The sequence below is a fragment of the Aggregatimonas sangjinii genome, assembly GCF_005943945.1.
Classification (GTDB): Bacteria; Bacteroidota; Bacteroidia; order Flavobacteriales; family Flavobacteriaceae; genus Pelagihabitans; species Pelagihabitans sangjinii.
In genome coordinates this window covers 1,250,773-1,264,413 of sequence record NZ_CP040710.1, presented here as the reverse complement: position 1 = coordinate 1,264,413, position 13,641 = coordinate 1,250,773, and the positions used below count along the sequence as shown (strand labels likewise).

The window sequence follows — 13,641 nt, the reverse complement described above, 5'->3', positions numbered from 1 at the left end:
ATAGAGATGAAGGAAAAATATATAAAGGACAATTTAAAATATGCAGTCATATTTTTATTGTTGATGGCCGTGAGCGTTTCTTGCGACGATTTAGTTGATGAAGTGCCGATAAGTGAAATTGCACCCACTAATTTTTGGAGAGATAACGACGATGCGCAAGCCGGGGTAATAGCAATTTACGATGCCATGCAAACCGCCTACCGTGAGGATCATCTTTTATGGGGCGAATTGCGATCTGATAATCATGACAGAGGTTCAGAATCAGCATCTGCGACAAGTGTTGAAATCGTTACCAATAATGTTACCGAAGGTGATCCCGCGGCTACCCGATGGGATGTCATGTATACCATGGTCAACAGAGCGAATTTGGCAATTGATAGAATACCGCAAATTAGTGGGGCTGATCAGAGTTTGTTGGGAGAGGCATTGGCTTTGAGATCATATGCTTACTTTACAATGGTCAAGGTATGGGGTGCCGTACCTTTGTTTACAGAACCTACCGAAGTAGCAGGTCCGGACTTATTCAAGTCAAGAACCGATGCCAGCACGATCATGGAGACCATTGTAGTTCCAGACTTATTAAGGGCGAAAGAACTTGTCGCTTCTCCGTCTAGACCCTTTAGATGGTCTACCGCCAGTCTCCTTGCCTATGAGGCGGAAGTACATATGTGGATGAACGATCCGGCCAGTGCAAAAACCGCCTTAGATGAAATGATAGCCTTGGGGGCACATAGTTTGGTAGACAATATTCCCGATTGGGAAGGCTTGTTCTACAATAATAATGATAGTGAAGGACCCTTCTTAGGCCTTGATGGTCAGTTTGAAGATGAAAGAGGGAAATTACAAGTCGGTTCTGAACTTATTTTTTCTATTTTTTACGACCAGTTAGACCCGCAACAAGCTAATGGTAATTTTAGGGGAAATAGATCTGGATATTCAGCACTCCTTTTCGCAGGTTTGCCGGGATACTATATTTCCGGTGAGTTAGAACTAAAATGGAGAGATCGGTTCCCTATCGATTCCTTAGGATGGGTGACGAAGTATCCCGACTCGGAGCCACCGCTAGAACGTGTCGTATTTGAGGAGGATGATGAAGGAAACGTTAATGAATTTCTGAGACCTATATACGGAGACTTTAGATACTATGCCAGTATTGAGGACGGTGTAGATGTTAACCCGGATGAAACGAACGCTGATGATGAACAGGTTTTTGAGCAACGTGTCGCCAAATGGCATAAAACGAACTATAATGCGAATTTTGATGATACCGATATCGTTTTGTATCGTTATGCCGGTCAACTACTATTATTAGCAGAGGCAGAGAACCGATTAGGCAATACAGAACGTGCGCTTGAACTTGTAAACGAAGTTCGAGAAGCCAGACTTTTACCAGATGCGAGTGAAGAGGAATTCGGTGATTCGGTTGAAGAACGGGAGTCCTATATTTTAGATGAAAGACAGTTTGAGCTACTAGGTGAAGGAAAACGTGTATGGGATTTAATACGCACCGACAGATTTGTCGAGACAATGAACGACGCATATCTTAACCGTGGTGAGTCCCTAATTGATGAAACCAAGATACTTTTACCTATTTTCTTTGAGCATTTTCAGGAAAACCCTAACCTAGGCCAACAAAATCCCGGATACGGCGCTAATTAAAATTGACAAACATGAAAAAACATACAAAATATCTGTTATTAATAAGTTTCCTAACCCTGCTGTTCGGCTGCGATTTACCGTTACAGGATAACTACGATTTTAATCCCGAATTGAACATTGTAGACCCATGGAAAGATAGTACCGCTTGGGAATTCTTCAACAGTCCTCTCGCGCAAAGAACGGGAGATGAAGGGCAATTTCTTGGCGATAACTATAACTACCTGGTGGCAGCTATTGAAAAAGCGGGTTTTGTTGAGTTGTATAATCAAACATCGAACGCCAATAGAACGTATTTAATGTTGAATAACAATGCATTTACCGGCGGTGGTGATGTAATAGAAATAATTACGGGATCTTGGGACGAAGATTTGGTTGAATCAGAGACACCTGAAGAAACAATGGCTAGAGTCGATACACCGGAAAAAATGGAAAAATTGAGAACTGTTCTCCGGTACCACATCGTTGATGCCTATGTTGACCAAATTCCGACGCTGCGCGAAACTTTTACGCAATATATCTTTCAAACGTTGGTACCTGGTGAAGCCGGTTTAATTGCTTTCTTACGCGATGACCGTTATCGTACCGAAATCAACGATGATAGGCGGGCCCCGCTCCCATTTCCGTCTTCAGCGACGTCTCAAAGAGAGCGTATAAGAAATTCGAATTACATTTTTATTAACGGCATTGGGCATAGTTTAAATGACCCCGTCAGAAACCTGCCTTATTAAAATGTTGTTCAATTAGTATTGTTTGTTAAGTTAGTTCCATTAACTTCCCCTTGTGTTCCGACACAGGGGGATTTTAATTTTAGGGTTTCCGATTCAAATTAAAAACTGACAAATGAAGAGAATAAACATCGGATTTTTTTTGGTCTTAGGGACTACCTTTTTTACAATCGCATCCGCACAAACGGGCACGCCAAGCTGTTTCGGAAACGACATGCTCCTGCAGCAAAACGATACCATTGCCATTTGGGGCCATGACAAGCCCGATACTCCAATTAAATTGACGACTAGCTGGGGTGCTATTTCCGAGACCTCAACCAATAAAGAAGGGAAATGGAGAACCACGCTACCTACAGTTCCCGCCTCTTTTAAGAAACACTCTATCGACATTCAGGGAAGCAGCTTGTTACGGTATGAAAATATTCTGTTGGGCGAGCTTTGGTTCGTTTCGGGGCAATCCAATATGGAAATGCCAGTGAAAGGATTTAAAAATTCCCCAGTAGATAACGCTGCCGAGTTTCTATCCGAAGCCAAAAATCCGAACATTAGGCTTTTCAATTCAGCAAGGGCGGGTAGTTTGCAACCCCAAGATACTGTAAACGGCAGTTGGGTCGAAGCCGATAGTGCCGATGTCGCAAATTTCAGCGCCGTCGGATACCTCTTTGCGAAAAAACTATTCGATAGCATTCAAGTTCCGGTCGGAATTATCGAGGCAGCTTGGGGCGGAACAAAAATTGAAGCATGGATTCCCAAAGACTCCCTTGCAAAATTTTCGGCTGTAACCATACCTGAGACCTCCCTAACGGACGCATCCAAACGAAAGCGGCCCACCGAAATCTATAATGGTATGATAGCTCCTTTTCGAAACTTTACAATCAAGGGATTTTTATGGTACCAAGGGGAAAGCAATAGAAACCAACCGGAGGCTTACAAGGCGTTTCAGCACACCTTAGTCAATTCCTGGCGCGCACAATGGCAAGACACCACACTCCCCTTCTACCTCGTTCAAATAGCACCATATGCATATGAAAAACATAGGGAAACTCCAGCGATCAAAGCTGCCCTACTAAGGGAGGCACAATCGAACTCCGCTCGGGAAATCACAAATTCAGGCATCGCCATCACAACGGATGTCGGGGATTGTGACGACATCCATCCCGCCAAAAAAGAACCCATAGCCGATAGGCTGGTGCGATTAGCGTTGAATAGGGATTACGGCTTCAAAAAAATTGATTTTCTCGCCCCGACCTTCAGCGCTATCGAAATCAAAGGAAATACCGCTATGGTAAAATTTGAAAAATCACCCACTTCCATAAATGAACATTTCGTTCTGAAAGAAGATAGTCTTTCTGGATTCGCTATAGCCGGGTCTGACCAGATATTTTATCCGGCGAAGGCCATCATCAAAGACGACTTAACCATCGCCGTATCAAGTTCGCAGGTGAAGGAACCGATAGCCGTGCGCTATGGCTTTGAAGATTGTTACGAAGGTAACCTTTACAGCAGTACCGAAATCCCTATAGGACCGTTCAGGAGCGATTCGTGGTAAAGTTCAGAATGTATAGGGAGAGGTGACTTTACAGCCTATTCTAGGCGTGCTTTGCGATAAAAAGGCCTTAGAGCATACGCATTAGCGTGACCGAATCATTTATAATTTTATAAAGCGATATCTAAGCCAAATTACATCGATAGCCATTTTGGAACGGGTTTCAAAGGTTTTTTCCGAAACACTAAACTTTTTATGAATAAATATGGTTTACGTGAGAAAGCAAAACATGTGGCCGTAATAGAGAGTGGTCTCTCTTTCGATATCTTCTTTCAGTTTTCACTAAAACGTTTCCTGAAAGCAAAAACGCATGCACGTAAACGACCTCGGGGCAAGCCTACCTGACGGAAGGCAGGCCTGCAAGGCATTCGATAAAATAAGACTTTAGCCCGTTGAGGCATCCCGATATCGGGACGGAGCAACTTGCCTAACGGCAGTCAGGTTCAAATCTCGATTATCGAGTAAAGCAATCAAAATAGAAGCAAAGCTGATGGCTTCCTTTATGTTCGACCATGAACTCAAGGTATCCGTGGCTTGTTTATGAAGGTCATAAATTCAAAATCGCTCTTTAAGCGATTTCAGTTGTTTCCGGAAAGTTTTGATGTTTTTTTTAATCCAATGTCCGTGATATTACGCAGATGCTCTAGATTTTACCCTTAAATTTCTTTTCCCACACGTTGAGCGCACTATATTATATCCCGAAAGCTCGTACAATCATCTTTTAGAACGGCTTTGTAGTAACGTCCCATATCTTGATCATTCATACACCAGCGCATTCGCTTTTTATATACGTACAAGTAGAGAACCCACTTTGAAATTGTACGTCAATTAGTATTTCTATTCGGATTAATCTTTCCATAGAACATCGTCTAATTTTATAAATCATTCTTATATAATCTAGGTGAAACACCCATGTATTTCTTAAAAAGTCTGGAAAAATAAAAGGGATCTTGAAAACTCAATTTATAAGCGATTTCCTTAATGCTCAAATTTGAATAGTTGATATATTCACAAGCCTTCTGGACCTTTTTAAGGTTGAAAAAATACATGAGTGAGTATCCTGTACTTTTCTTAAAAACACTGAAAATATAGGAAGGGGAATAGTCAAATTCGTTTGCAATATCGTTTGCACTAAGGGATTTATCCAAATTTTTATTTAGAAATTCCTTTATAGAATCAATCAGGTTTTTATGGTTATTTAGATTAATGGACATACTGATATCATGATAAATAAATGTATTTAAAAAATTCAAACTCGTCATACAGGCAAACTCCATTTGAAGGTCTAAATGACCGCCATCGAGTGTTTCAAAGATTTGATCGAATACTGAAATACGCTGACCGCTGAACGGGATTGAAACTACCTTATTTGAATTTAAATCATATCTTCTAAAAAATGTATCGGCGGAAATACCATTAAAGTGCAGCCAGTAAATACTCCATGGATTTTCATGGTGCGCACCATAGCTATGTTTTTCATTTTTAGGAATGATGAAGTAGTGATTGGGTAGCACCTTTACCTTCTTTTCATTTCCAATTTGCAACCATCCCTCCCCTTCCGTACAATATATGAAAATGTACTCTTTCGCCCCTTTTGCTCTTTGTCGAAAATGATGATTTGCATTTGGGTAATATCCTAAATCGGTCACATAGAAATAGCGGGCGATCTCATTGGTTTTCAGTTTTGCCTTTATCTTTTTGGGAAGCACGATCATTCGTTGTCCCAAAAATCCTTCCCTAATAGTCAAATTATCCATGTATATGCATTTTTTGTCTATGTTTTATACGCCATCTTCGCCTTAAATTGCAGTTTATATGACATTATATTGTCAATAATTTAATTTAAAGTAAATAAAATTATCAATTATACTCTTTTTTATCGAATTCAGGTAATCGAAAACTATTGCGTTGCTAAATCCTATCAATCAACAAATAATCATAAATAATCTATTTATCATGAAAACCTTTAAACCAATCCTTTCTCTCTTAATGGTAATTTCTACCTTATTTTTTGGTTGTGAAAATGACGATGATACGAATACCGTCGATTCAGTTCCAGAGTTTACCTCTTTGGTGGGCAGCGTTTCTTCGTTACCAGGACTGACTTTGGTTTTTGAAGGGACCATTACCGACCCTGCAGGGATAAAAACCATTAATTTCAAATATGAACCTTGGTTTTTGGATAAGACCATCGTGAGAGACTCCGTTACCACCACTTATGATTTATCCTATCAATTCAAGGTGCCGGAGGATGAAGCGGAAAATAGCGTCCATACCATTCCACTAACCGTCACCAATACAGGAGGCGAAACCACTACTCAAGAAGTGACCGTTACGCTTGACTTAGATGTTACCGCTCCCAGCATACAAATCTCCCAACCCATTGATGGGGCGACCGTTGCCATAGGTGACGATGACGAAATCATTTTTGACATTAACGTGACGGATGAGTCGCTTTCAGAACTAAAAATAGAAAGTTCCATCTTAAACGAGACACTAGCGATATCCGGAGCGAGCTACAATTATACCAACAGTCTCGACATTTCCTCACCCGACAACTACGTTTTTACGATTACCGCGACCGATATGACGGGCAACACGACAACCCAAACACTCTCGGTCAATGTGGTCGACGAACTTAAATTTTTGAACATGTACTTGGTCGATACTAATGATGTTGCCGTGTTCGATTCTGTGTTGGGGGGATATCCCTATGCCGGTACGGGCAGTTCGGTCGAGGATGAAGAAGGTTTTGTATTCAGTTTTAGATATTATGCCGAAGCGGATGATACAGCTGTATTTTTTATAGCACAAAGAGCTTCTTTCGAGCCTTTTGCCTTTGGTGACGACCCGGAAAGTGAAGGCCAATTGGCGGTTGGTTCTGATGCCTCCGTGCCACCTATAACCCTTCCAGCCTCGGGTTATTACGATATCGCGATCGACCTGAGAGATCTTAGTTACTCCACTACCCTATTAGACACGCCAACCCCACCCGTCATGGATGCTGATTTTACAGGGGTTTATATGACAGGTACCGGTCTGATCGTAAATGGTACGGAAATAAATGCCTACAATCCGGCTACCTCAGCACCCCTTGAAGTAGACCCGAATAACCCCCAAAGATATACTGGTACCGTGGAGTTCAACGCCGATAATGGATCATTCATCTTTGTTGGGAACCAAGCCAACTACAACGTATTTTGGAGGGTTAACAATGGCCCTATCCCAACCACCGATGCCATAGTCCCGCAAGGCGGAACGGAATGTTTATTCGATACGAACTACCCCGACTCCTACAGACTTACCGTAGATCTCTTTTTGAACACATTTACCATAACTAAAATCTAAACTAACACGAAAAATTATATGAAAAATTCAATTTTAATCGTAATAGGCATTATGCTGCTAAGTTTTTCAGCAGTTGGGCAAGTCTCGGTTTCCGGTATTATAGTCGATGAAAAAGGCGAGCCCATTCCAGGGGCCAATATCGTTGAAAAAGGGACTGTAAATGGCGCTGTATCCGATTTTGACGGTAATTATACGATAACAGTAAGCGAAAATGCAACCTTGATCTTTAGCTATTTAGGATATGTTACCCAGGAAATAGAGGTGAACGAAAATACTTCAATCGACGTTACCTTATTGGTAGACAATCAGCAACTTGATGAAGTTGTGGTCATAGGATATGGTTCAGTCGAAAAAGACAAAATATCCAGTTCCATTTCCACGGTAGAGGGCGCCGAACTCGCCAAAGTAACCGCCAGTAACCCTGCTGAAGCCCTGCAAGGTAGGGCCGCAGGTGTTCAGGTACTTTCTTCCGGAGGAAATCCCGGTGCTTCCCCACAAATACTAATCCGGGGTATCACCACCAACAACAATAGTCAACCGCTCATTGTAGTTGACGGGGTACTGTTGCCGAACGGCACTTCACTAAACTTTTTGAACCCAATGGATATCGAGAACTTTCAGATATTGAAAGATGCATCGGCGTCCGCAATATATGGGTCCAGGGCTTCCAATGGAGTGGTATTGATTACCACCAAAAGGGGTAAGGAAGGTAAAACCACAATCGATGTAGACCTATCATACGGAATGCAGCAATTGGAGAAAATACAGATGGCAGGAGCTGATGAATACATTCAGGTCATGAATTTAAGACGAACCAACGATGGTAACGAGCCCCTATTCGACCCCGCGGATTTTACCGCCGACACCGATTGGTGGGACGAGACGATTGAAAACTACGCCCCTATAACCAATGCCAACGTACGGGCTTCTGGCGGATCCGAAAAAATCAAATATGCAGGGAGCGTCAGCTTTTTCGATCAACAATCAAATTATACGAAAGGCTGGTACCAAAAAATTACCGGCAGATTTAACCTGGATTTCAAAATATCGGATAAAATCAATTTGAAACAGGATTTAAGTCCTAGGATAGAGCGCTTTGAAAACACCCCCGGCTCTCTCTTCAATATATTGAGAATAGATCCGTTAACAGAGGTTTTCCTTCCATTGGATGAACGCCAGGGCCGAGATCAATTCAGCATATTCGCAGCGAGCAACAACAATGTACCTAACCCCGTTGGCGGTATTGCCAGATTATTCAACGAGACTACCTTTTTCGGATTCTTCTCCAATACGCAGCTGGACTATAAAATAACACCACAGCTCACCTTTACCTCGCAATTCGGACTAAATATATCGAACGCAAGAACCGACAGGTTTAGACCCCAGTTTTTTACCACCCCTAACCAACAAAGGGAGGTCAATGATATCTTTAGAAGAACTACCCAAAACTCCGACTATGTCTTGAACAATACCATAAATTACAAGAATACCTTTCATGAAAAACATTATCTAAACCTTTTGGTAGGAGTCTTATATGATTCCCAAAATTTCAATTACCTAGAAGGGTTTCGCGATGGGGTGCCGAGCAATGTAAACCCCGAATTGAGATATCTAGACGCTGCAGTAGGAGAGAATATACAAGTTCAGGGCAATGAAGCCGAGGACAATATCTTTTCAGGAATTTTCAGGACCATTTACAGTTACGATAACAAATACTTTCTGACCAGCACGGTTCGCTATGACCAGTCTTCAAGATTCCCCGAAGATAACAGGACCGGTATTTTCCCCAGTACTTCCATTGCTTGGGATATAGATTCAGAAGAATTCTTCAATAGTAGTCGCATAAACAATTTACGTTTAAAGTTCGGTATCGGACAGGTTGGAAATCAGAACATAAATAGAAACGGTCAGTTTTTCTCGGTCGGCTCGGGAAATTTTGTATTCGACGGTACAAGAGTAGTCACGAATTTCTTGTCCCAGTTCGGAAATCCCGGTTTGCAATGGGAAACGGTAAAGGATACGAACATAGGGCTTGAAGCTGCCATGTTCGATAATGCACTTTCATTCTCGGTCGAGTACTACAACAAAACATCGGAAGACCTATTATTCAATGTAGAATTGCCCAATTACACCGGTATACCGGGCCTTGTGGCACAAAATGTAGGTAGCTTCGAATCTAAGGGAATAGACTTTCAAGTTGGTTATACGAAACAGATGGGCGATTTCTCTATGGACCTCAACCTTAACGTATCCACCAACGAAAGTACGGCTAAGGAACTAGCCGTGGGCAATGAACAATTGTTCGGTCAAAAAAGGGAAGACCTAGGCAACCGATTCATAAAAATTACCGAAGAGGGTGGACGAGTGGGACTTTTTTATGGCTTTAAAACCGATGGTATTTTTCAAAACCAAACGGAATTGAATTCGCATACCTCTGAAGACGGTACGATCATACAGCCAAACGCACAAGTTGGTGACATCAGGTACGAAGACTTCAACAAGGACGGAATTTTGAATGACGAAGATCTACAAACCATGGGCGATCCTTTTGCGGACTTTTATGGGGGGCTCACCGCTAATTTGCAGTACAAGAACATCGATTTCTCCATGCAATGGTACGGTACTTACGGAAATGATGTCTTTAACTTTCCCACCACATTTCTGTATTCCGGCATTCAGAACGTCAACATAGCAGAGGGAACCCTGAGCAGGGTATGGTCGCCAGAGAACACGGGAGCAAGATTCCCCAGGTTGACGGAAATAGACCCAAATGGAAATTATTTAAGACCTTCAGATATATTTATCGAAGATGCTTCTTATTTACGTTTGAGAAATATACAATTAGGCTATAACTTTAAAGTGAAAGGATTTCAACGATGCAGACTGTATCTATCGGGCCAAAACCTGTTGACGTTCACCAATTATTCCGGTTTTGACCCGGAGGTAGCGGCCAATAGCGGTAACATCATTAACGATTTTGGTGTGGATTATGCCCGCAACCCAGTTACCAGAACCTATTTACTCGGCCTTAATCTGTCGCTATAGCTACTGATCAGGATAAATTAGGATCAATTGAATTGAACAACTCGGATTTTATAATGGATAGAACTAAATAAAAACAAAAATGAAAAAGTTATTTTTACTACTACTAGTTATCAGTACGTTGGGCCTCAACGTAAACTGTAGCAAGGACGAATTTTTAGACCAGCCCCTTCGGGGCAGACAACAGCTTGACGATTTCTTTTCCTCACCGGAAAATGCGGTGCTGTTCGTAAACGGGATTTACAATAAGATCAACGGCGAGAGTTGGTTCCAAGCCAATTTCCCTCGTCAGATCAATGAAATGGCCACAGATGATAATTGGTCAGGGAACACGCTTCAACCAAGACCCGATATTACAGGTATAGCGGCTTACAACGTTTTTGCTGGATCTACCTATTTCAACTTATTTTGGGAAAATCACTACATCGGCATAACCCGGTCGAATATTTCCCTTGAGCGTATCCCGAATGTTGATATCGATGAAGGATTGAAAAATCGGTTATTGGCAGAGGCCTCCTTTTTACGGGCGTTTTTTTACTTTGACCTCGTCCGCAGTTTTGGCGGTGTCCCCATAGTGACCACCTACAATGAATTGTTGCAACCAGAAATAAGGGATAAAACCAGAGCTTCGGTAGATGAAGTATATGAAGTTATCGAGGCAGATCTAATACGTGCCATAAACACCTTGCCCTTACGAAGCGAATACGCTTCAAGCGATTTAGGAAGGGCGACCAAAGGGGCGGCACAAGCATTACTTGCAAAAGTATATTTGACCACCGAACGTTGGGCAGAGGCCCAGGCCATGGCATCAAATGTGGTTCAATCCGGTGAGTATAGTCTTGAAGCGGAATTTGAGGACATTTATAGCGTTGATAATCCGCACGGCGTGGAATCCATTTTCGAAATAGAATACATCAACGACCCTCAATTTACCGATATCGGTGGACAGTTTTCTACAACAAATGGGAGTCGTGGCGACCAGGGTTGGGGCTGGTGTACACCGACCAGTGATCTTGAAAACGCATTTTTAAACGAAGGAGACGAGATAAGACTACGTTCAACTATCATCAAACACGGCGAGCCGGTCTACGGTGACCCCGATGTACCGGAATTCGATGGCGTGCCCAGCGAGAATAAGTCAGGACGTACCAATAGAAAGTACTACATTCCCGTGGCCCAACGCCCAACACCATATCAAAGGGGGCAACATCCACTCTCATATATTCATATCAGGTATGCAGATGTTTTGCTGATGCATGCAGAGGCGGCCTATTTCAACAATGACGAGGATACCGCCAAAGCTTCGTTGAAGCTGATCCGTGACAGAGTAGAACTGGATACCGACATGTCCTTGTCCGGAACGGCCTTACGTGATGCCATTTGGAAAGAAAGAAGATTGGAACTGGCCTTGGAACAGCATCGGCTTTTCGACCTCAGAAGACAAAAAATAAACGGAGTATCAAGATTGGCGACCATTATGGGGCCGAACGGCACCTTTGTAAAATACAATACAGAGGAAAGTACAGACCCATTTGAAACAACCAATCTGGGAGAAGCACAGGATAAGGGCATATTGTTCGATGTAGATGTGCACCTCCTTTGGCCAATACCTCCGGAAGAGATACAACTATCCCAAGGGAACATTACCCAAAATCCAGGATACTAATCAGATTAGACGTATAACGTATTATGAATAGCAACAAAACAGTTTTTACCTTATTATTAATAGCCATTCTATGGGGCTGCGAAAAGGATAATTTTACAGATCCGAATGACCCTAAGTTTGAACCTGAAATTCAAGGGATCGCATTAAATCTTCAGAATACATTTCAAACTATGGATCATTTTGGAGCCTCCGGGGGCTTTCAGGATCAATGGGTGGGAAAATGGCCAAATTCCTCAAAGGAACCTATCGCCAAACTGCTCTTTAGTTCTGAAACCGACGGCGAAGGCAATCCTGAAGGTATAGGACTTTCCCTTTGGCGAACCATAATCGGTGATGGTGCCGCGGACCAAGTAGAAAGCGGATTCACTCCCAACTCCTGGTTTAGGGAAACGGAATGTTTTCTCGATGAAGAAGGCGTTTACGATTATACCAAGCAAGAAGGGGAACAGTGGTTCCTGTCAAAGGCCAGGGAATACGGCGTTACCAAATTTAGCGCTTGGGCTACCACACCCCCCTATTTTATGACCGAGAACGGGTATACTTTTCGTACCGACGAGGTAAACGGTTTCAATTGCCCGGAAGAGAATTATGAGGCATATGCGACATTCCTGGCCGATGTGCTGAAAAATTATGAAGACCAGGGATACAATTTCGAAACCGTTTGTGCCTTCAACGAAACACAGTACGAGTGGTCGTTTGCGATTGGAGAGGCGTCTCAATCCGGAACCCAAGCTTTCAACTCAGAAGTGGCGACCGTTACCAGAATTATGGATGGCATCTTTACCGAAAAAGGGGTGAATGCCAAAATCATGATTCCAGAAGCTGCCCAACTTACTTATCTATACGAGGGCAATCAGAATACGACAAACCAAATTGATGCATTTTTCAATCCGTCGAGCGAACATTATGTGGGCGACCTTGACAACCTCTCCAGTCATGTAGCAGGCCATAGCTATTTTAGCAATAGTACTACGAACCAATCGCTTACGCAACGCAAATCATTACGCTCGAAAATTGAGGGTACGGGCGGTGGTCTGGACTATTGGCAAACGGAATACAGTTTATTGGGAGCGGCCTATCAACAAGGACAGGATCCGTCAACACTTGAAGAAATCGACTATGCCCTTTGGCTAAGTCGCATTATCCATACCGACTTGGTGCACGGCAACGCCACGGGTTGGAGCTTTTGGACGGCTTTAAATCAATCCACATTCGGAGACCATCCGTTTAGGTTCAACCTCATCCTGTACGAACCGAACAGTGATGGCCCATCGCATACCGACGGTACTTTCTATGATGTGAAAAATCTTTGGGCACTTGGTAATTTTAGTCGTTTCGTGAGACCGGGAATGGTGCGATTCGAGGTAGTGGATCCAGATTTCACCGATGATAATGAAGCCGCAGAGAATTTTATGATTTCCGGCTACACGGATGCAACATCCAAGGAAATCGTTCTCGTACTCATTAATAATTTGGAAGAAAGTAGAAAATTGAATTTTGAGGGTTACGCAGAGCTGTTCGAGTTAGAAAATGATTCCTTTGATGTGTACACTACCAGTATGTCCAGTAATTTGAAAAAATCGACCGTCAACTACGATAATGTAAATATTCCTCCGAAATCAATAGTCACACTAACGGGAAAATTGGAGTAATAA

At 42.6% G+C, this 13,641-nt stretch carries 8 protein-coding genes; 7 read left to right on the top strand and 1 reads right to left on the bottom strand.

Annotated features, from left to right (window positions below; all coding sequences use genetic code 11):
- Positions 1-6 precede the first annotated feature (6 nt).
- From FGM00_RS05215 to FGM00_RS05205, 3 genes are all read left to right on the top strand, one after another.
- On the top strand, positions 7-1,659 hold the full coding sequence (locus tag FGM00_RS05215) for a RagB/SusD family nutrient uptake outer membrane protein (protein WP_138851890.1): 1,653 nt from the start codon (positions 7-9) through the stop codon (positions 1,657-1,659).
- Positions 1,660-1,670: 11 nt separating this feature from the next.
- Positions 1,671-2,387, top strand: coding sequence for a fasciclin domain-containing protein (locus FGM00_RS05210; RefSeq protein WP_138851889.1), 717 nt, complete (start codon positions 1,671-1,673; stop codon positions 2,385-2,387).
- Between the two features lie 112 nt (positions 2,388-2,499).
- Positions 2,500-3,933, top strand: coding sequence for a sialate O-acetylesterase (locus FGM00_RS05205; RefSeq protein WP_138851888.1), 1,434 nt, complete (start codon positions 2,500-2,502; stop codon positions 3,931-3,933).
- A gap of 872 nt (positions 3,934-4,805) precedes the next feature.
- Here the strand turns inward: FGM00_RS05205 and FGM00_RS05200 are convergent.
- Positions 4,806-5,687, bottom strand: coding sequence for an AraC family transcriptional regulator (locus FGM00_RS05200; RefSeq protein WP_138851887.1), 882 nt, complete (start codon positions 5,685-5,687; stop codon positions 4,806-4,808).
- Positions 5,688-5,886: 199 nt separating this feature from the next.
- Here FGM00_RS05200 and FGM00_RS05195 point away from each other — a divergent pair, with 199 nt between their 5' ends.
- The 4 genes from FGM00_RS05195 to FGM00_RS05180 all read left to right on the top strand — a co-directional run bounded on the left by FGM00_RS05195 (position 5,887) and on the right by FGM00_RS05180 (position 13,638).
- The gene (locus FGM00_RS05195; protein WP_138851886.1) at positions 5,887-7,278 is read left to right on the top strand and encodes a hypothetical protein; all 1,392 of its coding nucleotides are present in this window, start codon (positions 5,887-5,889) and stop codon (positions 7,276-7,278) included.
- Between the two features lie 18 nt (positions 7,279-7,296).
- Positions 7,297-10,323 carry a SusC/RagA family TonB-linked outer membrane protein gene (locus FGM00_RS05190; RefSeq protein ID WP_138851885.1) on the top strand — a complete coding sequence of 1,009 codons (3,027 nt, stop codon included), beginning with the start codon at positions 7,297-7,299 and terminating at the stop codon, positions 10,321-10,323.
- Between the two features lie 79 nt (positions 10,324-10,402).
- Entirely contained in the window at positions 10,403-11,986 is a 1,584-nt protein-coding gene (locus FGM00_RS05185; protein ID WP_138851884.1) for a RagB/SusD family nutrient uptake outer membrane protein, read from the top strand.
- A gap of 23 nt (positions 11,987-12,009) precedes the next feature.
- Complete coding sequence (locus FGM00_RS05180; RefSeq protein WP_138851883.1) at positions 12,010-13,638, top strand: glycoside hydrolase; 1,629 nt, start codon at positions 12,010-12,012, stop codon at positions 13,636-13,638.
- The last annotated feature ends 3 nt before the right edge of the window (positions 13,639-13,641 follow it).

Bases quoted from the DNA above. Each gene is read 5' to 3' on its own strand.
- FGM00_RS05215 (WP_138851890.1), top strand. From the start codon at position 7: ATGAAGGAAAAATATATAAAGGACAATTTAAAATATGCAGTCATATTT.
- FGM00_RS05210 (WP_138851889.1), top strand. From the start codon at position 1,671: ATGAAAAAACATACAAAATATCTGTTATTAATAAGTTTCCTAACCCTG.
- FGM00_RS05205 (WP_138851888.1), top strand. From the start codon at position 2,500: ATGAAGAGAATAAACATCGGATTTTTTTTGGTCTTAGGGACTACCTTT.
- FGM00_RS05200 (WP_138851887.1), bottom strand. From the start codon at position 5,687: ATGGATAATTTGACTATTAGGGAAGGATTTTTGGGACAACGAATGATC.
- FGM00_RS05195 (WP_138851886.1), top strand. From the start codon at position 5,887: ATGAAAACCTTTAAACCAATCCTTTCTCTCTTAATGGTAATTTCTACC.
- FGM00_RS05190 (WP_138851885.1), top strand. From the start codon at position 7,297: ATGAAAAATTCAATTTTAATCGTAATAGGCATTATGCTGCTAAGTTTT.
- FGM00_RS05185 (WP_138851884.1), top strand. From the start codon at position 10,403: ATGAAAAAGTTATTTTTACTACTACTAGTTATCAGTACGTTGGGCCTC.
- FGM00_RS05180 (WP_138851883.1), top strand. From the start codon at position 12,010: ATGAATAGCAACAAAACAGTTTTTACCTTATTATTAATAGCCATTCTA.